The sequence below is a fragment of the Streptomyces sp. NPDC050448 genome, assembly GCF_040655295.1.
Lineage (GTDB): Bacteria > Actinomycetota > Actinomycetes > Streptomycetales > Streptomycetaceae > Streptomyces.
Map to the genome: position 1 here is coordinate 210,943 of NZ_JBFAJR010000004.1, position 21,002 is coordinate 231,944.

Annotated in this window: 22 protein-coding genes and 2 pseudogenes; 15 read left to right on the forward strand and 9 right to left on the reverse strand. The window is 70.5% G+C overall.

All coding sequences use genetic code 11. The features are described 5' to 3' along the window. Nucleotides 1-37: 37 nt before the first annotated feature. Nucleotides 38-199, reverse strand: coding sequence for a hypothetical protein (locus tag AB0I68_RS07665; RefSeq protein ID WP_363176303.1), 162 nt, complete (start codon nt 197-199; stop codon nt 38-40). A 195-nt stretch (nt 200-394) separates the two neighbouring features. Here AB0I68_RS07665 and AB0I68_RS07670 point away from each other — a divergent pair, with 195 nt between their 5' ends. Together AB0I68_RS07670 and AB0I68_RS07675 are read left to right on the forward strand one after the other, a co-directional pair. Then, on the forward strand, nt 395-967 hold the full coding sequence (locus tag AB0I68_RS07670; protein ID WP_363176435.1) for a winged helix-turn-helix domain-containing protein: 573 nt from the start codon (nt 395-397) through the stop codon (nt 965-967). Beyond that, nucleotides 964-1,445: pseudogene (locus tag AB0I68_RS07675) on the forward strand (transposase). Before AB0I68_RS07670 ends, AB0I68_RS07675 begins: the two are co-directional and overlap by 4 nt. A gap of 162 nt (nt 1,446-1,607) precedes the next feature. Here AB0I68_RS07675 and AB0I68_RS07680 read toward each other — a convergent pair. The 6 genes from AB0I68_RS07680 to AB0I68_RS07705 form a co-directional block, all read right to left on the reverse strand. Then, entirely contained in the window at nt 1,608-1,814 is a 207-nt protein-coding gene (locus AB0I68_RS07680; protein ID WP_363176304.1) for a hypothetical protein, read from the reverse strand. A 271-nt stretch (nt 1,815-2,085) separates the two neighbouring features. After that, nucleotides 2,086-3,294: an ISAs1 family transposase gene (locus AB0I68_RS07685; RefSeq protein ID WP_363176305.1), complete on the reverse strand. Its 1,209-nt coding sequence runs from the start codon at nt 3,292-3,294 to the stop codon at nt 2,086-2,088. 183 nt (nt 3,295-3,477) lie between these two features. Continuing rightward, a complete protein-coding gene (locus AB0I68_RS07690; RefSeq protein ID WP_363176306.1) occupies nt 3,478-4,200 on the reverse strand; it encodes an SDR family NAD(P)-dependent oxidoreductase in 723 nt (240 codons plus the stop codon). Between the two features lie 66 nt (nt 4,201-4,266). Next, on the reverse strand, nt 4,267-4,929 hold the full coding sequence (locus tag AB0I68_RS07695; RefSeq protein WP_363176307.1) for an NAD(P)H-binding protein: 663 nt from the start codon (nt 4,927-4,929) through the stop codon (nt 4,267-4,269). Nucleotides 4,930-4,998: 69 nt separating this feature from the next. Further along, on the reverse strand, nt 4,999-5,370 hold the full coding sequence (locus AB0I68_RS07700) for a DoxX family protein (protein ID WP_363176308.1): 372 nt from the start codon (nt 5,368-5,370) through the stop codon (nt 4,999-5,001). A gap of 40 nt (nt 5,371-5,410) precedes the next feature. Continuing rightward, nucleotides 5,411-6,121 carry a DsbA family oxidoreductase gene (locus tag AB0I68_RS07705; RefSeq protein WP_363176309.1) on the reverse strand — a complete coding sequence of 237 codons (711 nt, stop codon included), beginning with the start codon at nt 6,119-6,121 and terminating at the stop codon, nt 5,411-5,413. Between the two features lie 204 nt (nt 6,122-6,325). Between AB0I68_RS07705 and AB0I68_RS07710 the strand changes: the two genes are divergently transcribed. The 7 genes from AB0I68_RS07710 (at nt 6,326) to AB0I68_RS07740 (ending at nt 11,729) form a co-directional block, all read left to right on the forward strand. After that, nucleotides 6,326-6,679, forward strand: coding sequence for a helix-turn-helix domain-containing protein (locus AB0I68_RS07710; RefSeq protein WP_363176436.1), 354 nt, complete (start codon nt 6,326-6,328; stop codon nt 6,677-6,679). A 443-nt stretch (nt 6,680-7,122) separates the two neighbouring features. Further along, on the forward strand, nt 7,123-8,097 hold the full coding sequence (locus tag AB0I68_RS07715; protein WP_363176310.1) for a zinc ABC transporter substrate-binding protein: 975 nt from the start codon (nt 7,123-7,125) through the stop codon (nt 8,095-8,097). 9 nt (nt 8,098-8,106) lie between these two features. Next, nucleotides 8,107-9,045, forward strand: coding sequence for a metal ABC transporter ATP-binding protein (locus AB0I68_RS07720; protein ID WP_363176311.1), 939 nt, complete (start codon nt 8,107-8,109; stop codon nt 9,043-9,045). Beyond that, nucleotides 9,032-9,940: a metal ABC transporter permease gene (locus AB0I68_RS07725; protein ID WP_363176312.1), complete on the forward strand. Its 909-nt coding sequence runs from the start codon at nt 9,032-9,034 to the stop codon at nt 9,938-9,940. The genes AB0I68_RS07720 and AB0I68_RS07725 overlap by 14 nt, the downstream gene beginning before the upstream one ends. After that, on the forward strand, nt 9,937-10,806 hold the full coding sequence (locus AB0I68_RS07730) for a metal ABC transporter permease (RefSeq protein WP_363176313.1): 870 nt from the start codon (nt 9,937-9,939) through the stop codon (nt 10,804-10,806). The genes AB0I68_RS07725 and AB0I68_RS07730 overlap by 4 nt, the downstream gene beginning before the upstream one ends. A 13-nt stretch (nt 10,807-10,819) precedes the next feature. Further along, nucleotides 10,820-11,062: a transcriptional repressor gene (locus AB0I68_RS07735; RefSeq protein ID WP_363176314.1), complete on the forward strand. Its 243-nt coding sequence runs from the start codon at nt 10,820-10,822 to the stop codon at nt 11,060-11,062. 265 nt (nt 11,063-11,327) lie between these two features. Then, on the forward strand, nt 11,328-11,729 hold the full coding sequence (locus AB0I68_RS07740; RefSeq protein WP_363176315.1) for a hypothetical protein: 402 nt from the start codon (nt 11,328-11,330) through the stop codon (nt 11,727-11,729). Between the two features lie 76 nt (nt 11,730-11,805). Here the strand turns inward: AB0I68_RS07740 and AB0I68_RS07745 are convergent, their stop codons facing one another. Next, the gene (locus AB0I68_RS07745) at nt 11,806-13,803 is read right to left on the reverse strand and encodes a putative Ig domain-containing protein (RefSeq protein WP_363176437.1); all 1,998 of its coding nucleotides are present in this window, start codon (nt 13,801-13,803) and stop codon (nt 11,806-11,808) included. A gap of 258 nt (nt 13,804-14,061) precedes the next feature. Between AB0I68_RS07745 and AB0I68_RS07750 the strand changes: the two genes are divergently transcribed. Both AB0I68_RS07750 and AB0I68_RS07755 read left to right on the forward strand, forming a co-directional pair. Next, nucleotides 14,062-14,880, forward strand: a complete 819-nt coding sequence (locus tag AB0I68_RS07750) for a helix-turn-helix domain-containing protein (RefSeq protein WP_363176316.1) — start codon at nt 14,062-14,064, stop codon at nt 14,878-14,880. 370 nt (nt 14,881-15,250) lie between these two features. After that, nucleotides 15,251-15,397: pseudogene (locus tag AB0I68_RS07755) on the forward strand (hemerythrin domain-containing protein); the annotation flags it as partial. Nucleotides 15,398-15,741: 344 nt separating this feature from the next. Here AB0I68_RS07755 and AB0I68_RS07760 read toward each other — a convergent pair. Next, nucleotides 15,742-17,211 (reverse strand): ornithine decarboxylase, encoded by a 1,470-nt coding sequence (locus tag AB0I68_RS07760; RefSeq protein ID WP_363176317.1) that lies wholly within the window; start codon nt 17,209-17,211, stop codon nt 15,742-15,744. A gap of 172 nt (nt 17,212-17,383) precedes the next feature. On the opposite strand from AB0I68_RS07760, the gene AB0I68_RS07765 reads away from it, so the two are divergent. From AB0I68_RS07765 to AB0I68_RS07780, 4 genes are read left to right on the forward strand one after another with little or no spacing between them, the layout of a single operon-like run. Next, on the forward strand, nt 17,384-18,004 hold the full coding sequence (locus AB0I68_RS07765; RefSeq protein WP_363176318.1) for a DNA polymerase ligase N-terminal domain-containing protein: 621 nt from the start codon (nt 17,384-17,386) through the stop codon (nt 18,002-18,004). A 6-nt stretch (nt 18,005-18,010) separates the two neighbouring features. Next, nucleotides 18,011-19,024, forward strand: a complete 1,014-nt coding sequence (gene ligD / locus AB0I68_RS07770; RefSeq protein ID WP_363176319.1) for a non-homologous end-joining DNA ligase — start codon at nt 18,011-18,013, stop codon at nt 19,022-19,024. Continuing rightward, nucleotides 19,021-19,965 (forward strand): non-homologous end-joining DNA ligase, encoded by a 945-nt coding sequence (gene ligD, locus AB0I68_RS07775; RefSeq protein ID WP_363176320.1) that lies wholly within the window; start codon nt 19,021-19,023, stop codon nt 19,963-19,965. Before ligD (AB0I68_RS07770) ends, ligD (AB0I68_RS07775) begins: the two co-directional genes overlap by 4 nt. After that, complete coding sequence (locus tag AB0I68_RS07780; protein ID WP_363176321.1) at nt 19,962-20,609, forward strand: endonuclease; 648 nt, start codon at nt 19,962-19,964, stop codon at nt 20,607-20,609. The genes ligD (AB0I68_RS07775) and AB0I68_RS07780 overlap by 4 nt, the downstream gene beginning before the upstream one ends. The last annotated feature ends 393 nt before the right edge of the window (nt 20,610-21,002 follow it).

A 21,002-nucleotide genomic window follows, 5' to 3' on the forward strand; every position in this document is an offset into this window, starting at 1 on the left:
GGGCGGCAGGTCTCAACCTGCCGCCCTCCCTTCGCCGTCAGCCGGCAGAGACCACGCAGGGGGATCCCGTCTCTTCACTCAGGCGCCAGGCTTGTGCGTCGCCGTGCGGGGTGTGGACAGTCGGGCGAATAGCCGCCTCATCACGACGAAACTCGTCGAACAGTCTTTGAAGGTCGCCGAAGTCAACGCTATTGCTCATTCTGGCTCCTTGTGGCAGGGCCCCCGATGCCACAAGTGTTAGCGTCGCCGGTTTTGCTGTCAAGATCTCGTCCCCGTGGTCTCAGCTTGATCTTTACTGACTTCGGCGCGTCAGGGTGAACTGTCCCGAAGTTCCTGATGGGCGTGGTGTGGTGGCTGTATCTGATGGTGTGTGAGGTATGCGGATGGGGGCGGGCTGACAGCTGAGGGTCGGCTGCGCCGGGAGTCGGTGCGGATGCAGGCGGCTGAGCTGTTCGAGCAGGGGATCAAGCCGTCGGAAGTGGCACGGCGCCTGCGGGTGAGCCGGAAATCGGCTTACTACTGGCATGAGTTGTGGCGGGACGATGGTGTGCGGGCTCTGGCCTCCCGCGGGCCGGGCGGGTCGCGGTGCCGTCTGTCCCCGCGGTGTCTGGAGAAACTGGCTACGTATCTGGAGCAGGGTCCGGCCGTGCACGGTTGGGTGGAGGACCAGGTGTGGACCGCGGCGCGGGTGGCCACGCTGATCGGCCGGAAGTTCCACGTCTCCTACAGCGTCTCCGGGGCGACGAGGCTGATGCGCCGGCTCGGCTTCAGCCCGCAGGTCCCCGCTCGGCGGGTGGCCGAGCGCAACGAGGAGGCTGTGACGGTGTGGAAGGAGGCGACCTGGACGGAGGTAAAAGAGCGCGGGCGGCCTGCGGAGGTTACATCTGCTTCGAGGACGAGGCAGGCTTCACCCGCCGTCCGCCCAAAGGACGCACCTGGGGTCGGCGTGGCCGCACCCCGGTCGTGACGGTCAGCGGCCGCCGCTCGGGACGCCTGTCGGTGGCCGGGCTCATCGCCATGCGGCCCGGCGCACCCGGCTGTGCCACCGCCTGCGCACCCACCCTGCGGGCAAAGGCACACGCCGCAGCATGGGCGAGCGCGACTTCATCGCACTGATCGACGGCGTCCACCAGCTCGTAAAGGCGCCGATCGTGCTGGTCTGGGACCGTCTGAACACCCACGTCTCCCACGCCATGCGCGAGTTGATCGCCGAGCGCGCCTGGCTGAAGGTGTTCCTGCTTCCCGCCTACTCGCCCGACCTCAACCCCGTGGAGTGGGTCTGGGCACACGTCAAACGCAGCCTGGCCAACCTCGCGGTCATGGCCCTCGACCGACTCGAGGCCCTCGTACGCAACCGGCTCAAACGCCTGCAGTACCGACCCGACACCCTCGACGGCTTCATAGCCGGCACCGGCCTGACCCTCGACACCCCAATGTCACCCTGACAAGCCAAGTCAGTAGCCGCTCGAACCTGCTTCACGCGGTACTTGAGCCAGTCGGAGCGGTGTCCCGCCCGGTACGGGGAGGTGCGTGCTCGTTGGGCCGGGACACGAGGTCACGGAGGGGCCGAGCAAGCTGGTCGGGTTCGCCTGGCCGGTTCGGCAAGCTCAACGGACGAAACCACAGACGTTGGCGGGCGGGCACGGCCTGCCACCGCCGGGGTCGTTGGTGAGCGCAATCAGGAAGCACACCGCCACCATCAGCAAAAAGCCGCCTATGGCGACCCACAGCGCATTGCGGCCCCACCAAGCCGTCATCTTCTCGCGCCGGATGCGGCGAGCCGGGCCGGCCGCGTCGTGACGGTCACCCGTCATGATTCCCCCCAGGATTGCTCACTCTGTGGACATGAGTACCCGGGCTATTCCCACCTCTGCCCGACGGCATGCGGATCGCCCGGGACAGTTCACCCTGACGCGCCGACGTCAGTAACAGCTTGCCCTCCGCTCGCGCGTCCGTCACCGCGAGTTCGGCGGCGGTGTGGTCGTAGTGGCGGCAGATGCCGCGGTCCGCACGCACCTGCCGTACGCGGCTCCTGAGCCGCTTGCGGGGCAGGGCGGCGTCGTTCAGGGGTTCTGTCCGGTTTGATCACGTGATGCCGAGGGTGGCCAGCGGTCGGGTGGCGTCTCGGCTGTGTTTGCGCAGGCCGGCGGCGATGTTGTCGCAGCCGGTCAGGCGGAGGGCGCCGATGGCCAGGTTGCGCAGTGCCGCCATGGCCCGGGGCGCGGTCCCGGTCCGCACGCGGGAGGCGTCTTCGGCGAAGGTGGTGTCGCGCACGTGGTGGATCTTGTTCTCGATGCCCCAGTGTTCGCGTACACGGTGCGCGATCTCGGGAGCATCGGCCTGTTCCGCCGTCAGGTCGGTGACTGCGTAGACACGTTCCAGGGTGACCTTCCCGGTGGTGACCGTCCGGCGGCGGCGCACGATCTGCACGGCCTGGGCAGCGTGGGGGAAGTCGAGGCCGCGGGTGACGGTGCAGGTCTTGACGCGGCGGATCTCGTCACGGCCGTGCTCCGTGGCGCGGGTCTTGTCCAGCAGCGGAACCTCCCGCCAGGGCAGCTGCTTCAGGTGCTGGTGCAGCAGCGGCTGATTCCCCTTGATCATGGCGATGTAGTGGGCCTTCTTCTCCTCCACCAGGAAGCGGGCATGGGCTGTCTGGGAGTGCAGGGCGTCGAAGGTGACCACGGTGTCGGCCAGGTCGAGGTCGACGAGCATCGGCCGGAAGACGGTGATCTCGTTGGTCTTGGCGCCGACCTCACGCTGGGCTGCGACCAGGCCGGTCCCGGTCATCGCGGCCAGAAGGTGGACCTGGGTGCCGTCGACGCGGCGCGCGCCGCGAACGGTCTTGCCGTCCACGGCCAGCGAGCGGCGGGCGCGTCTGCCCAGGTCATGGTCGGGTGGCGGGCGGTCGGGGTCGCGGGCGGCGAGCCAGGCGCCGATCGCCGCGTCGAAGGCGTCGCCGTCCACGCGCTGCAGGATTCGGCGCACAGTAGCTTCGGTCGGGGCGGTGGGCCCGGCGGGTTCGCGGCTCGGGCCGCCGAGGGCGGTGAGCACGGCGGCCGGGGCGTCGGCTGCCCATTCCGCGATCGCAGTCAGGGATTTCGCGCCGGCCAGTACCGCGCACGCGGCGAGGGCGAGGACGAAGGCGAGGGGGTGGCGGCGCCCCTTGGCCCTACGTGGATCGGGAACGGTCGCGAGGCGGTCCAGCAGCTGCGGGTGTTCCCCGGGCTCGGCAGGGCGGCCGGTGGCGAGCCAGCCCAGGCCGGCGGGAATGGGCGATGATGATCGGGCAGGCACGGTCTTCCGCCTTGTGATGACAGCGGCCGAGATCCTTTCCCCGCGTACGGCCGCGGGTTCCCCGCTGGCGGGCGGTCCCCGCGGACGGCCAGTTGGACTCCCCACCGGAGGACTGGCCTGTACGCAGGGTGATCGTCGCCGAGGGATGACCCGGGCCGTGGTGGCGAGGGGCCCGGGCTGGGGTTACCCGGCGGTCGGCTCGGGGTGGATCTGCTCGATGCGGTCGCGCTTGGTGTACAGGTCCCAGTAGTGCTCGGCGAGGTCGTCGGGGTCGACGAGCGGGCCGACGCCTTCCGGCAGTGATGCGGCGGCGATCTCTCCCATCTCGCTGCGGGCGATGAACGCCGCGATGGACAGGGTGCCGGCGTAGGCGCCAATGTCGGCGAGCTCGCCGTTGAGGGAGTACAGCCAGTTGCGGGCGGCGGACATCAGCGGGCCCACGCCGCTCATGTAGGGCCGCGGCTCCACGGCGGTGTGGCCGGTGGTCATCAGGAACGCGCCGTCGCCGCGCTCGGCCCACTCGGGCAGCACCGCGCGGACCACCTCGACCGGCGTGAACAGGAGAAGCGGGCTGTCCTTCTGCAGGGTGACGGCGTCCAGCTTGGTAGCGGGGGCGAAGCTCTGCTCACCGCTGATCGGCCCGTACTCGATGACGTCGATCCGGCCGAACCGTCCGTGGATGACGTCGATGAGGGCGGGTACCTCGGCGGGCTTGGAGAGGTCGGCGGTGAATCCGGCCGCGTCGATGCCCTCGCCGATGAGCTGTTCGACGAGTGCGTCGAGGCGGTCCTTGCGGCGGGCGACGAGGGCGACGCGGAAGCCTTCGCGGGCGAAGCGCCGGGCGACGGAGGCACCGAGCCCGGTGCCGGCTCCGAAGACGGCGATGACCTTGGACGTGTCGGGCATGGGGATGTCTCCTTGGGCTTTTTTGGGGTGTTCTGGCTGTTCAGCAGGGGTTCGAGGTGGGGTGGGTCAGCCGCGGGCGTTCCACACCAGCGGCGCGCTGCGGATCCAGGTCTCCTCGTCGACGGCGTCGAGGAGGAAGCGGGCGAGGTCGGCCCGGTTGATCCAGCGCCCGGGCGTGGTGACGTCAGCGTCGCCGACGCGCAGGGGGCCGGTGGCGGGCCTGTCGCTGAGGGCGACGGCACGGGCGAGGGTCCAGTCGGTGTCGGAGGCGCGCACGACCTGGTCGACGCCGGTGTGGTCGGTGAAGCCGACCTTGATGTTCGACAGGTTGATGAATGCCTTCATCAGCGGGTTGAGGCGGGCCCAGTCGTCGCCGGCGCCCTGTGAGGAGGTCAGGGCGATCCGGCGGATGCCCTGTTCGGCCATCACGGTCAGGGCGTTGCGGGCGGCGTCGGTCATGAACATCGGCGGGCTGACCGGCTTGGCCCAGGGGTTGTCGGAGGCGCGGGCATTGTTCAGCACGCTGATCACCGCCCGGGTGCCGTGGGCGGCCTTGCGGATGTCGTCGATGTTCGCGGGCGTGCCCTGGATCAGCTCGATGCCGGTCGGGGCGTGGACGGCGGAGGGGTCGCGGACGAGGGCGCGGACGCGGTGGCCGCGTTCGGCGGCCTGCGCCAGGACGTGGATGCCGGTGCGGCCACTGCCGCCAAGGACGAGCAGGTCGGTCATGGGAAGTCATCGCCTTTCATGGGCGGAGGGCCGGGCGGCGGGAGCCGGCCGGGGACGGATTCGGAAGGATCAGAAGGAGTACGGGCCGAAGCGGCCCCAGGCCACCACGACGGCCAGGGCCAGCAGCACGGCGTTCATACCGATCGCGATGTACTCCCGGCGGCGGAAGTGGAAGGTGCCGGCCAGCGCCATCACCACCGTGAGGCCGACGGCGGCGAGCGGGGTGAGGACCACCGCGACGCCGGTGGCGGCGGGCAGGACGAGGCCGAGCGCGGCGGCCAGTTCGACCGCGCCGATCAGCCGGACCGTGCCCGGGGCGCGGTCCTTGGCGTAGGGAAGAGTGCCGGCGAGCTTGTCAATCGGCTGGGTCGTCTTCATGACGCCGGCCATCGCGAACACCGCGGCCAGCAGTCCCTGCAGGACCCACAGCAGGACGTTCATCGGACTCCTCGGTTCTGGATCACGGGGGCTATGGGGGGATTCAGCCGTGTGCGGGGACGGCACAGCCGTCCGAGCCGCAGCCCGGGGCGTCACCGCCACCGGCGACGGGGGTGAGGGGGTGGGTGTCGCCCCAAGCGGTGCGGAGCAGGTCGAGCAGGGTGTCGCTGTCCTGGGCACCGGGGACGCCGTAGCGGCCGTCGACGACGATGAACGGGGCACCCGTCGCGCCGAGGCGCTGAGCGCGGGCCGCGTCGTCGCGGACCTGCTCGCGGTAGCGGCGCTGGGCGAGGGCCTGCCGGGTCTGCTCGCGGTCCAGGCCCAGGGTGTCGGACAGCGCCAGCAGGTCGTCCGGGGAGAAGACGGGCTCGGCCTTGCCGAAGTAGGTGTCGAAGATCGCGTCCCACGCTTCGCGGTTCTTGCCCTGGGCGGAGGCGTGGGCGAGGAACTCGTGGGCCAGGTCGGTGTTGCCGACCTGGTTGTCCAGCACCCGGTAGGGGCTCAGTCCCTCGGCCGCGGCCAGTGCCTCGATCCGCCGGGTCGACGTCTCGGCCTGACTGCCGCCGACACCGTGCCGTCGCAGCAGAGCCTCGCGGACCGAGAAAGTGCGGTCCTCGGGGAAGCTGCTGCTGAGCGGGAACGAGTGGCGGACCACCTCCACCTCGCCGGCGTGCTCGAACCGCTCCACGGCCTGCTCCAGGCGGTGATGGCCCAGCCCGCACCAGGGGCACGTCACCTCGGACCAGATGTCCACCTTCACCGCGCACCTCCAATTCTTACGACTTGTTCGTAACGCCATGGTGGCCCAGTATGGAAGGCGATACAAAAGGCACATCCGTGTGCGTGCCGGAGAGGAATGTGCGTGATGGAACGGGCAAGCGAAGTGGCGACGACCGGTGAAGCGAAGACGGTCGGGGCGGCGGCGATCGGACCGTGCGCGGCGATCCCCGCCGAGCACATGGCCTTCATCCGCGAGGTCCTGGACCGCGTCGGCGACAAATGGAGCCTGCTGCTGATCGCCGTCCTGGAGCCGGGCCCGCTGCGCTACACCGACCTGCAGCGCCAAGTCCCCGGGATCTCCCAGCGCATGCTCACCCTCACCCTGCGCCAACTCCAGCAGGACGGCCTGATCTCCCGCACCGCCTACGCCGAAGTGCCCCCGCGCGTCGAGTACACCCTGACCCCGCTCGGCCGCGGCCTCCACGAGATCGCCACGTCCCTGGTCGGCTGGGCCGCCGCCCACCACGACGAGATCCGTGAGAACCGGGCCCGCACGACCTCAGCGCAGCCGAGTACGACTGCACGCGCCTGAGCTACCGGAGACCGTCACCGACGGTAGCGAAACACGCGGTCACCCGACTCCCCATCAGTGGCCGCGGGTGGAGGATTCCCACTGGCCACCGACAAGGTGATCAGGGACTCGACACCTCATGATCACTCGGAGACCGTGCCTGCCTCCGTTCCAGCCCGATCCGCGAACCCCACGGCCACGTCAGCTGCCTGAACCGGCATCAAGACGGACACATCGCCCGAACGACGCCGCCCTGGCTTGCGGGGGCGGTGGGACCTCTGGAGCCAGGGCCGTGTCGCCCCTGATGAGGGCGACAGCCCTTCGCGGTCGTACGCCCGGTCAAAAGATGGCAACGGTTTTCATTAAACATTGATGTGAAAATCGTTTTCACCTACGTGGCTGGTGTCACCGCATCGCCGGCACGTGTCCGCTTCCCGTCCGGCACCGCCCGAAGGAGCCCCAGCATGTCCGCCGTCCCCGCCCCCCGTTCCGCCCGCCCGTCCGCGAGGCTCGTGCTCGTCGCCGCAACCGCCGCCCTGACGGCCGTGACAGCGACCGCCTGCTCGACCTCCTCCTCGAAGGACGCCAGCAACACGGCCGCGACCGGCAGCAGCTCGGGCAAGACGATCCAGGTGGTGGCGGCGGAGAACTTCTGGGGCAGCATCGCCTCCCAGCTCGGCGGCAGCCACGTGAAGGTGACCAGCATCATCACCAACCCGGACACCGACCCGCACGACTACGAGCCGACCGCCGCCGACGCTCGCACCGCGGCCGGTGCCCAGTACTCGATCGTCAACGGCATCGGCTACGACGCCTGGGCCGACAAGCTCCTGACCGCCAACCCCGGCAGCGGGCGCACCCAGTTGCAGGTCGGCGACCTGGTCGGCATCAAGCCGGGCGGCAACCCGCACCGCTGGTACTCCCCGGACGACGTCCACAAGGTGATCGAGCAGATCACCGCCGACTACAAGAAGATCGACCCGGCCGACGCCGGCTACTTCGACCAGCAGAAGACGACCTTCGAGACCAAGACGCTGGAGGGGTACAACAAGCTCGTAGCCGACATCAAGGCGAAGTACGCGGGCACCCCGATCGGCGCCTCCGAGTCCATCGTCACGCCGCTTGCCGAGGGCCTCGGGCTGAAGATGCTCACCCCGGAGACGTTCCTGGACGCGATGAGCGAGGGCTCCGACCCCACGGCCAACGACAAGGCCACCATCGACCAGCAGATGAAGAACAAGGAGATCAAGATCTACGTCTACAACTCCCAGAACTCCACCCCGGACGTCCAGGCGCAGGTCAATGAGGCGAAGGCGGAAGGCATCCCGGTCGCCACAGTCACCGAGACGCCCACCCCCGCCGACGCCGGCTTCCAGCAGTGGCAGACCGCCGAACTGCAGGGCATCGAACAGGCCCTGGCCAAGGCGACCGGGAAGTGAGCTGACGCCATGAACCCGATAGCGAAGGCCCACGAGGCCGTCACGCACAGCGCCCACACCATCCCCGACGGCCGGACCGGCGGCCACGACACGGCACCGGACAGCGGAAACGACCCCGTGGTCGCCCTGCGCGGGTCAGCCGTGCGAGTCGGCGGCCGGACGCTGTGGTCGGGCGTGGACCTTCGCATCGGGACCGGCGAGTTCACGGCCGTGCTCGGGCCCAACGGCGTCGGCAAGTCCACCATGATCAAGCTCCTGCTCGGCGCACTCCCCGGGGCGGCCGGCGACGTGCTGGTGCTCGGCGCCCGGCCCGGGCAGGCCAACGACCGTATCGGCTACCTGCCGCAACGTCGCAGCTTCGACGCCTCCCTGCGGATCCGCGGTGTCGACGTGGTGCGCCTTGGCCTGGACGGCGACCGGTGGGGGGTGCCGCTGCCGTTCCCCAGCGCACGTCGACAGGCCGCCCGCGCACGCGTGGACGAGGTGATCGAACTGGTCGGGGCGTCGGCGTACGCACACCGACCCATCGGGCAGTGCTCGGGTGGCGAGCAGCAGCGCCTGCTGATCGCCCAGGCCTTGGTCCGCAGGCCCGACCTGCTCCTGCTGGACGAACCCTTGGACAGCCTCGACCTGCCCAACCAGAGCGCGATCGCCGCGCTGATCGGGCGCATCTGCCACCAGGAGGGCGTGTCGGTGGTCATGGTCTCCCACGACGTGAACCCGATACTCCACCACCTGGACCGGGTGGTGTACCTGGCCGAGGGCGGTGCCGCCGCCGGCACGCCGAGCGAGGTCATCACCTCCGAGACGCTGACCCGGCTGTACGGCACGCCTGTCGAAGTGCTGAGGACCTCGGACGGGCGGCTCGTCGTGGTGGGCCAGCCGGAGGCTCCCCCGGTGCACACCGATCGGCACGACACCCCGGGGAGCGGTCATGGTGCCGGCTGAGACGGGGGCACCGGCCTGGTCGTGGAACCTCCTCACCGACGTCCAGGAGATGTGGTCGTACCCCTTCATGGTCAACGCCTTCCGCGCGGGCGCAGTCGTGTCCGTGGTCGCCGCGGTCGTGGGGTGGTTCGTGGTGCTGCGGCGGCAGACGTTCGCCGCGCACACCGTCTCCGCGGTCGCCTTTCCCGGCGCGGCCGGGGCGCTCCTGCTCGGAGTGAGCGCGGTCTACGGGTACTTCACGCTGTGCGTGGCCGCCGCGCTGGTCATCGCGGCCCTGCGCGGCGGCCGTGAGCATGAGGAGTCGGCGCTGACCGGGACCGTGCAGGCGTTCCTGCTCGCATCCGGGTTCCTGTGCACCGCCCTGTACAGGGGGCTGCTGGAGGGGCCGCAGACGATCCTCTTCGGCACCTTCCTCGGCATCACGTCCTCGCAGGTGACCGTGTTGACGGCGGTCGCCGCGGTGGTGCTCGCCGTGCTGGCGTCGATCGGACGGCCGTTGCTGTTCGCCTCCGTCGACCCGCAGGTGGCCGCCGGACGCGGGGTGCCGGTCCGGGCGCTGTCCGTGGTCTTCCTCGTCCTGCTCGGCGCGGCCACCGCCGAGGCGAGCCAGATCACCGGAACCCTCCTGGTCTTCGCCCTTATGGTGATCCCGGCCGCCACCGCGCAGGTCCTCACCGCCCGCCCGGCCTTCAGCCTGGTCCTGGCCGTCCTGCTGGCGTTCGCCGCCACCTGGGTCGGGCTGACCGCCGCCTACTACTCGCCCTACCCCCTGGGCTTCTTCGTGACCACGATCGCCTTCGCCGGATACCTGCTCGCCCTGGGCTGGCGCTCGCTGCACGCGGCGCTCGGCCGCCGGATCGGGACCTCGCCCGCCGTCAGGGAGGTGACGGCATGACCCTCCTGCTCGCCGCCTCCCCGCTGTCCCATCCGTTCTTCCTGCATGCCTTCCTCGCCGGGACCGCCATCGCCGCCGCCTCGGGCCTGGTCGGCTACTTCCTGGTCCTGCGCGCCCAGGTCTTCACCGGCGACGCGCTCAGCCACGTCGCTTTCACCGGCGCGATGGCCGCCCTGGCCTTTGGATACGACCTGCGCCTGGGGCTGTTCGCCGCCACCATCGCCATGGCTCTGCTCTTCGGCGCACTTGGCCGCCGGGCGCGCCCCGACGACGTGGTCATAGGGAGCGTCTTCTCCTGGATCCTGGGCATGGGAGCCTTCTTCATCACCCTCTACACGACCTCCCGCAGCGCCACCAACGGCACCGCCGGCATCAGTGTGCTGTTCGGCTCCATCTTCGGCATCTCCGCCGGCAGCGCGGTCGTCGCCGCCGCGGTGGCCGCCGGGGTTGCCCTGCTGGTGGTCCTGATCGCCCGGCCACTGCTGTTCGCCACACTCGACGAGGCCGTCGCCGCCGCACGCGGGATCCCCGTCCGCCTCCTCGGCTACGGCTTCCTCGCCCTCGCCGGGATCAGCGCCGCCGAGGCGACCCAGGCCGTCGGCTCCCTGCTGCTGCTCGGCCTGCTCGCCGCCCCCGGAGGAGCCGCGATCCGGCTCACCGACCGGCCCTACCGGGCGCTCGCCCTGTCCGCCGGGCTGGCGGTGCTGGAGATGTGGGCGGGTCTGTTCGCCTCCTACGCGGTACCGAAGATGCCGCCGAGCTTCGCCATCATGGCCGTCGCCACCGCCGTCTACGCCGCAACGTTCCTGATACCACGACCCGCCTGCGGTCCACGCACACGAACAGCTGTCCCCACCCGCGCCTGAACGAGGCATGCTGATGGCACGCACCCGGCCGAGTACCCTCACTGACGCCGCGCTGCTCGGCCGCCGCACCCGGCAACGCTCCGTCGTCCTCGAGGCGCTGATCCGAGCCGACGGCTTCGTAAGCGCCCAGGCCCTCCACGGTCAACTGGCCGCCGACGGCACACCCGTCGGCCTGTCCACGGCCTACCGCACCCTGACCCGCCTGACCGAAGCAGGCCGGGCCGACCTGGTCCGCGACACAGGTGGCAAGACGTAGGCATCGACGACGCCTGCGAGCACGAGCCCCGCCGCCGCACCTGTGCCGGCGGAAGCCTGAGACTCCGGGCCGGGGCGGTGGTCGCAGCCACGGCACCACCCAGCCCGGCCCCGCCCGGGGCCCATGGCTCCTCGGCTCGTTCGTCAACCCGGTGTGGAGAGCAGCTGACTCACCGGGCGCAGCACGACGCTCGGTCGATGGAACCGGGACCCTGCCGGCTGCGTCCAAGCGTCGACCGGGGCTGCTCCGTACGGGAGGTCGTCGGATGCGTGAGCGTGTAGGTGTGGTTCTCGCCGTCCTGCTGGTGACGGCCGGTTGTGGTGCGGGCGCGGTGGATCAGGCGCCAGGGGCGGCAAGGGCGGGATCCTCGCCCGAGGCCGGTTGCGTGACCAGCAGCGAGGTGGTCGTCACGACGGCCGACAATGGTCATCGGGTCTGCCTGGACCTGAACGGCACGGTGCGGGTGTCACTGCCAGGATCCGCCGACGTGCCCGTGACCGTGTCGGGGACGGCGCTTGCCGCCGTCTCGGATCACGTTTTCCGTGGCGTGTCGGCTGGCCAGGCGGTCCTCACGGCCACGATTCGGAACTGTCCCGGGTCGGCTGCGCCCGGCGCGATGAGCTGTGCGGCGATGTCCCGCTGGCAGGTGACCGTGGTAGTCGGCTGAGAGGCGCGGGCGGCGCCGCACAGGCGGACGGGCCCGGACCGATGCCTGCGGTCCGGGCCCGTCTTTCACCGAGCGGTCAGCTGATGGTGAGCGCGGTGTCGTCGATCACGAACGAGGTCTGCAGGCTGGAGTCCTCGGTTCCGGTGAACTTGAGGGTCACCGTCTGCCCCGCGAACGAGGACAGGTCGAAGGACTTCTGCACGTAGCCGGTGTTCTTGTTGAGGTTGGAGTAGGAGGCCAGGGTGGTGGAGTTGGCCTGCACGCTCAGCTTGTCGTAGGCGGTGGCGGTGGTCGTCTCCGCGGTGTCGATGTGCAGGTAGTAGCTGAGGGTGGCGTGGCAGCCGGCCGGGATCGTCACCGACTGGGAGAGCGAGTCGGTGTGCGTGGAGCCGTAGCCGTCGAGCCACGCCTTCCAGGAGCCGGAGTGCGCCGCCTCCCCGCTGCCGTTGTCGACCACGCCCGCGGAGGCGGTCCACGGACTGGCGCTGCCGGTCTCGAAGCCGGCGTTGCCGAGGAGCTGTACCGGGGCGCAGCTGCCGCCCACCGGGGTGACGGTCCAGGTGAAGGAGGTGGTGCCGCTCGCGTTGGTGGTGTCCTTGGCGGTGACCGTCACGCTGTAGCTGCCCGCGATGGTCGGCGTACCGCTGATCAGGCCGGTCGAGCTGCTGATGGACAGGCCGGGCGGGAGTCCGGTGGCGCTGTAGGTGAGGGTCTGACCGCTGGCGGAGTCGGTGGCCTGGATTTGCAGTGAGGCGGCCGTGTTGACGGTGGTGGAGCGGCTGCCGGGGTTGGTCACCGTGATGGTGTTGCCTCCGGTGGAGCCGCCCGTGAAGGCAGCGGTGCCGTTGGGGGTGCCGAGGCCGGTCGGGCCGTCGTAGCCGGACTTGGCGGTGCAGAGGTAGCTGCTGCCGCAGGAGCCGTTGGCGCCGCTGGTCACGTCGTTGAGCGAGGAGGTGTGGGCGTAGGGGTACGACGACGGGTAGCTGCCGGCGGCCGGGGTTCCGGCGAGGGCGTAGACGGCGGCGATGATCGGCGCCGAGGCGCTGGTACCGCCGTAGACGTTCCAGCCGCTGGCCTGGTAGCTGTCGTAGACGGCGAGGCCGGTGGCCGGGTCGGCGACCGCCGAGACGTCGGAGACGGTGCGCTTGGCGCAGCCGCTGTCACTCTGCCAGGAGGGCTTGGTGGTGTAGGCGGAGCAGCCGGAACCGGCGCCGTTGCCGCCGGCGCTGGTGCCCCAGACCGATTCGGACCAGCCGCGGGTGGTGCCGCCGGCACGGTTCAGCGACGTGCCGCCGACCGAGGTGACGTACTGGGAGGCCGCCGGGTACTCGACCCCGTAGCCGCTGTCACCGGAGCTGACGGTGATCGCGACGCCCGGGTGGTTGAAGTACGAGGCGTCGGAGCTGGGGTCGGTGGAGTCCTCGCCGCCGCCGTAGCTGTTGGAGACGTACTTCGCCCCCATGGTCACCGCGCGGTTCACGGCAGCGCCCAGGTCGGCCATGGAGGGCTGGTTCGCCTCCACGAGCAGGATGTGGCACTGCGGGCAGACCGCGCTGACCATGTCCACGTCGAGGGAGATCTCACCGGCCCACCCCGAGTCGGCGGTCGGATAGCTGGTCCCGCCGTTCTGGTCGACCTTCTTGAAGCAGCCGTTGGCCGTGGTGCAGGCCGGCAGACCGTACTGGGAGCGGTACGCCGCAAGGTCGGACTCGGCGTTCGGGTCGTCGTACGCGTCGATGATGGCGACCGTCGCACCAGCGCCCGCCGAGGCCGAAAGGGCGTACGCGCTCTGCAGGTCAGCGGGTCCGTAGCCGGACGGAACCAGATTGGGCGCGAGGCTGAGCTGCTGCTTGATGTCGGTGCGGGCCAGCGCGTGGCAGGCCATGAAGCCGGGCTTCGTGGGCTCCGAGCAGAGCCGCTGGGCGTGCGCGGCCGTGGCGCCCGAAGCGCCCGCGGGGGCGATCGAGGCGACGGATGGGGAGGCGACTGCCAGCATGCCGCCCGATATGAGGGCCACCGCCGAGAGTAAGGCGGTGGCGCCGCTACGGGTCAGCCGTCTGGCGCGCTGGGACATGGTCGATTGCAATGAACGGCCCTCCATGGGGGGTTGACTCCCCGCGACGTGGGATGACCTTCGACTGACACGTCCATGACATGCCAGTTTCGACGGCGTCGACGCGGTATGGCGAGTGGCACGGGTTCATTGGTGCGAGCTGTCACCACGTGGAGTGGTGGCCACGCAGAACGTAGTGACGAACCGGCCCAAGGGAATACCCCCTTAGGGCAAAGGCTTTCTTTTGGTAACTGATCTCCGGGTATACCGTGCTCTGCCATGGAGTTGGATGACAGCGCGGTCAACGACCTTGTCGAACTCGGGCTGTCCCGGTACGAGGCACGGGTCTACCTCACTTTGGTCAGGCGCGAGTCCTTCACGGCGGCGGAGGTGGCCCGCGCTGCTGACGTCCCCCGCCAGCGCGTGTACGACGTACTGGACGCGCTCGTCCGGCGGCGCCTCGCCCTCCTGCGTCCCGGACGGGTGGCCACCTTCTCCGCCGTGGCCCCCGAGCTGGCTCTTGCCCGTCTGATGGCCCTTCAAAGGGAGTCACTGGAACGGCTGAATCAGGCGTCGACGGCGCTCGCCGCCGCCTTGGCGCCGATCTGGTCCGACGGACAGACACACACCGACCCCCTCGACTACATCGAGGTCCTGCGCGACCCCAAGGCGATCGCCGACCGTTTCGCGAGCATCCAACGGCAGGCCACGCACGAACTTCTCAGCTTCTGCAAGCCGCCCTTCGTGGCCCCCGCGGCCAACAACGAGGGCATCAAGGCCGTCCGCAGACTGCGCCGGGCCGGGGGTACCGCCCGCGCCGTCTACACCCATGACGGGCTCGGCGACACCGAAGTCCTGGAGAACGTACGCCGGTTCGGCGAAGCGGGCGAGGAAGCCCGGTTCGCACCGGCGCTGCCGCTGAAGCTGATCATCGCCGACGCCTCACAGGTCCTGTGCGACATGCCCGACCCCGTGGCCGGCACCCGTGCCACCACCGCGCTCTACATCGAACACCCGGCGCTGGCCGCCTGCTTGAGGCTGGCGTTCGAGACGGTGTGGGACCAGGCCGAGACCGCAACCAACCCGCGTCGGCCCTAACCCCTCCACACGCCCTGTCCGGTCAACACATTCGCACCGCCCGGTTCGGAGCCTCCGGCACCTTTCCTCCGTCACCCTGCCACTCCTCCGGTTCACCACCTGATGCTGCTGCCCACCGCGGCCAGGGGACGTGAGGACAGCCACGGGCAGCCTGTCGTGTTCGGCACAGGCAGCCGCGGCAGGACGCCTCCCTCCCGGCCGCATGCTCCGCCAGAACATCCGAGGACGTCCATGTGCACCGAGTGTGCAATCCGCTCCCAGGACGTGGCAGGAATCGGCCGGCCCGCACCGCCTCGACATGTCGGCCGCGCCTCCGCTGGAGATGATCACGCCGGTAGCCGGCAACCCCGCTCCGCCGGAGCGGCGCACCGACAAGATCCGCCGCGCCAAGGCCATGGCGCCCACCCGGCCGCACCCCGCCGCACCGAGCAGCCCCACGGCCAGCAAACTCCTCGCACCGGGCGCCGGCTTGGTGGACCGGGCACGCGACTTCGTGACCGGCCGCGGCAAGTCCTGACCTCCGGTCCGGGACGGCGGGCCGCAGATACGCGTCCGGGCCCGCCGCCCCGGACGGACGGTGACGCGTCATGCCGCCCGCCCGTCGCTTGCCGCTACGCAAAGCCGCCGTGTCCGCCCATCTCACACCTGTCGTAGCCGCCGGCACCCGCTGGCTGCTGACCGCCTTCCGGTCAGCTGGGCCGCCTGCCTCCTCGCGGCTCCCGCCCTCGCCATCGACGCCCACCGCCTCGTCGATCGCGGCCAGGCCGGTGAGGTCACCCGTCTCAACCGCCCCGCGACCACGAACACGACGCCGCGCCCCTGCTGCCGCCATCCCGCCCGGCCGATTCCGGTCTGGCCTGTTCAGCCCTCTTCACGCAGCACCCTGACGCTGGTCGCATCGGTGTCGACGGCATCGGGGACGACCATGCCGGCCTCGACTCCGGTGCGGAGGTAGCGCAGGACGTCTGCGGTCAGGCGTTCGCCGGGCAGTGCGGCGGGGATGCCGGGCGGGTAGGGGGTGAGCATTTCTGCGGCGATGCGTCCTTCGGCCTGCTCCCACGGGACTTGTTCGGTGCGTCCGAAGAATGCGTCCCGGGGCAGTAGCGCCTGCTCCAGGCGGAGTCCGGTGGGCGAGGGGACGTGCACGGGCTGTCCGGTGCGCAGTCGGGGGGCGTGGGCGGCGAAGTCGGTGAGTGCGGTGAGCAGAATGCCGGCGGTGTGGTCGTCGTCGGCGTGGGTGAGCTGGGCGCTGATGCGGCGGTGGTCGCAGACGTGGAGGTTGATGTGGTGGTGCCGGCGCAGCCAGTCGGCGGCCCGGTAGCCGGTGACCTGGCAGGCACTGATGTCGATGATGATCTGGAGGGGGTCCAGGTCGGTGGCTTTGCCGGGGCCGCAGAAGTCAGTGCGGTCGTGGACGTGTAGGCCGTCGATGCGGGAGATCCGGTCGCGGACCTGGCCGGCGAGGGCGAGCGCGTCGTCGTAGAGGGCTTTGCCGTGCTCGACCATCTGGCGCCGCCAGCCGTCGAGGGCCGCGTACACGAGGACGGAGGGGCTGGTGGTGCCCAGCAGGTCCTCGCGGCCCTTGAGTACTTCGGGGGCCACCAGGTCGCCTTGGAGGTGGAAGACCGAGCTCTGTTCCAGACCGGAGCCCATTTTGTGCACCGAGGTGACGCACACGTCGGCGCCGGCGTCCATCGCCCAGGTCGGCAGGTCGGGGTGGAAGGGCAGGTGGGCGCCCCACGCCTCGTCGACGATGAGGGGTACGCCGCGGCGGTGGCAGACTTCGGCGATGGCGGCCAGGTCCGAGCAAGTGCCGTAGGGGGTGGGGGTGGTGACCAGCGCACCGCGAGCGTCGGGGTGCGAGGCCAGCGCCTCCTCGAACGCCTCGGCAGAGGGCGGGTGGGCCAGGTGGCGTTCGACGTCCCACTGCGGATCGACCCAGATGGGGCGGATGCCGGACAGGACCAGGCCCGAGACCACCGACTTGTGGGCGTCTCGTCCCACGACCAGCTCCTCGTGCGGCCCGGCCACCGAGAGCATGGCGGACTTCACGGACAGTGAACTGCCGCAGGTGGAGAAGAAGGCGTGCTCGGCGCCCACGGCCTCGGCCATGAGCGCCTGCGCCTCCTCGACGATCCCCTTGGAAGAGGTGCGGTCGTCCAGGCCACTGGTGGCCAGGACGTCCGAACGGAACACGGCGTCGCCCAGCACGGCGCGCACCCGGGGGTCGGCCCCGCGTCCCTGCTTGTGTCCCGGCGGAGTGAACGGCGTCTGACCGGACTCGTGGTAGGCGTCCAGCGCATCCAAAACGGGCGTCCTCGACTGATCCATACCCGCCCGCCTGCCCATCCCGAGGGCGCGGAAACGCCCGCCCCGCGCCCACGGGCAGTACCGGCCCGTCGCTCTCCGTGGGTGTGCGGCGGAGGGCCACTGCGGTTGATGGCCGCAATGCCGGGTAGCCGCGTTGGTAGGGCCCCTTGCCCCACGGTGTGAGGAGGCTGCGATGACAGCCAAGAGATCACTGGCTCATTACCACCGGCGACGTGACTTCCCCAAGACGGCCGAGCCCGAGGGAAGCCTCGAAGAACCGTCCGACGAGCAGCCCTCGTATGTGGTGCAGATCCACGACGCCCGCAGCATGCACTTCGACTTCCGGCTGGAAGCAGACGGCGTACTGAAATCCTTCGCCGTCCCCAAGGGGCCCTCCAACGACCCGCACGACAAGCGCTTCGCGACACCGACCGAGGACCATCCGCTGGCCTACCGCGACTTCGAGGGCACGATTGCGGAAGGCCAGTACGGCGGCGGCACGGTGATCGTCTGGGACCAGGGAACGTACCGCAACGCCACCACCGACCACGACGGCCACGAGATCCCGCTCAGCGAGGCGCTGGAGCAGGGGCACGCCTCGTTCCAGCTCGACGGCCGCAAGCTGCACGGCGGCTACTCGCTCACCCGCATCCGCGATACCGGGGAGGGCGGGAAGGAGGCCTGGCTGCTGGTCAAGCACGCCGACGAGCGGGCCTCCTCGACCGGTACGCCCGACCCCCGGCGGGCACGGTCCGTCCGTACCGGCCGGACCCTGAACCAGGTCGCCGCCGACGCCACGCCCCGGGCGGGGTGACCACCCTTGACCCCGCCCCTCGACCGGCTACCGCAGGAGCAGCGGCGTCTGCTGCGCCCGGCACCCGCCGCGCCGGGCACTCCCATGCTCGCCACCCTCAGTGCACGCCGTGACTTCGACGAAGGCTGGATCTTCGAACGGAAACTGGACGGCGTCCGGGTACTCGATTCCCGCCACCAGGGAGAACCCCGACTGCTCTCCCGTAGCGGGAAGCCGCTCAACGCCACCTACCCGGAGGTCGTCGAAGCGCTCACGGCCCAGGACTGCCCCGATTTCACGGTGGACGGCGAACTGGTCGCCCTGCGGCGCGGCCGTACCGACTTCGCGCTCCTCCAGCAGCGCATGGGTCTCACCGCCCCCGAAGCCGTACAGGCCAGCACGGTGCGCGTCACGTACTACCTCTTCGACCTGCTGCTCCTGGACGGGTACGACACCACGCGGCTGCCCCTGCGCGCCCGGAAGGCGCTGCTGCGCGACGCCTTCGGCTTCCGCCCGCCGCTGCGCTTCACCCCGCACCGGAACCGGTTCGACCCCGCTCTCCTCGACGATGCGTGCGCCCGGGGGTGGGAGGGCCTGATCGCCAAACGCGCCAACGCGCCGTACGCCCACCGCCGGTCCACCGACTGGCTCAAACTCAAGTGCTCGGGCGGCCAGGAGTTCGTCATCTGCGGATTCACCGAGCCGGCCGGCCAGCGCATCGGCTTCGGAGCCCTGCTCCTCGGCTACCACCAGAACGGCCGGCTGCGCTACGCCGGCAAAGTCGGCACCGGCTACGACGCCGCCACCCTCCGCAGCCTGCGCCGCCGCCTCGACCGCCTCGAACAGGAGCAGCCGCCGCTGCCCGCCGGCGAGGTCCGGGAGCGGGCCGTCCACTGGGTGCGCCCCGCGCTGGTCGCGCAGGTCGCCTTCACCGAATGGACCACCGCCGGCCTGCTGCGCCACCCCCGTTACCTGGGACTGCGCGACGACAAGCCGCCGGCCGAGGTGGTCCGCGAGCAACCGGTCGGGAGGGCCCGATGACCCCGAGAAACCAGCCCACGCCGCCGGAGCACATACGAACCGGCCGCCACACCGTCGAGATCAGCCGCCCGGACAAGGTCCTCTTCCCCGGTGACGGCATCACCAAGGCCGACCTCGCCGACTACTACCGCACGGTCGCCCAGCGCATGCTGCCCCACCTGCGCGGACGGCCCCTCATGCTGGAACGGCACCCCGACGGGATCGACGGCCCGGCCTTCATGCAGAAGGACGCCCCGGACCACTTCCCGGACTGGATCCACCGTGCCGAGCTGCCCAAAGAGGACGGCACCATCACCTACGTGATCTGCGACGACACCGCCACCCTGCTCTACCTCACCGACCAGGCGTGCACCACCCCGCACCGCTTCCTCTCCAAGGCAGACCGGCCCGACCATCCGGACCGGCTGGTGTTCGACCTCGATCCGACCGGCGAAGACTTCACTCCGGTGCGGGACGCCGCGCTCGGGCTCCGCCAGCTCCTGGACGAGCTGGAACTGCCGTCTCTACTCATGACCACAGGCTCCCGCGGTCTCCACGTCGTGGTCCCCCTCGACCGCCGCACGCCGTTCGACGACGTACGCGCCTTCGCGCGCGGTGTCGCCGACGTCCTGGCCGGCCGCCACCCCGGCCGGTTCACCACCGAGCCCAGGAAGAAGGCCCGCCACGGCCGCCTCTACCTCGACATCGGGCGCAACGCCTACGCCCAGACCGCCGTCGCCCCCTACGCCGTCCGCGCCCGCCCCGGCGCCCCCGTCGCCGCCCCACTGTCCTTGCGCGATCTCGACGACCCCGACCTCACCGCCCGCCGCTGGACCCTGCCCACCGTCGAAGATCTGCTCAAGGAAGACCCCTGGCGGGACCCTCCCCGGCCCCGCTCTCTGCGAAAGGCCCGCAGCCTCCTCACCGCACTGACCCGTGACGAAACGAACCCGACGCCATGACACAGCGACGACACACGACCGTACGAAGGCTGATGGACGCGTACGGGCGGACCCATGCCGAGGAAGCCGGCATCAAGCTGCGGAACACACCCGCGCCCCTCTACCAACTGCTCACCCTCTGCGTGCTCTTCTCCGTACGCATCAAGGCCGACATCGCCGTAGCCGCCGCCCGCGAGCTGTTCGGAGCCGGGATGCGGACACCCCGGGCCATGGCGGACTCCTCCTGGCAGGATCGGGTGGACGCGCTCGGCCGCGCCCACTACCGCCGCTACGACGAGAGCACGGCCACCGCGCTGGGCGCCGGAGCGGAACTCGTCCTCGACCGGTACCGCGGCGACCTGCGCCAGCTCCGCGATGCCGCCGGCCGGGACCCCGAACGGATCCGCGAACTGCTGCGGGAGATCCCGCGGATCGGTCCGGTGGGAGCGGACATCTTCTGCCGCGAGGCCCAAACCGTATGGCCGGAGCTGCGCCCGTCGTTCGACGACCGCGCGCGGGAGGCCGCCTCCAAGCTCGGCCTCCCGTCCTCGCCCGACCGCCTCGCCCGCCTGGTCGACACGGAGACATTGCCACGGTTGGCAGCCGCCCTGGTGAGGGTCGAACTGTCCAAGAACGCCGTCGACGACCTCCTCAGAACGGGCTGAGCCGCACGCAGCACAGGCGCCGGGAAGTGAGCGATGGTCCGACTCCGTCCGCCGTCATGGCGCCATGGCGTCAGTTGATGGACGCCCATCCCTCCCGAGAGGACACCCACCAAGATCCGGACCATTTCCGGAACCAGGCCCCGTTAGAAGGCCGCACCAACGACCGTTTCCGCCTTCGAACCGTCCGGCACGCGTGGACCCGGCACCGCGCAGGGCCAGGGGCTGGTCTTCATCGGCACCCGCCTGCGCGGTGAATCCCTCCTCGCGGCGCTGGACGCCTGCCTGCTCGTTCCGGGCGAATACGTACCGGACGAAGACGAGTTCCCCGCCTGGGAGACGTACGGAACCGGAAACACCTGCGACCTCGACGAGCGTGCAGCGGGAATCCCGCCG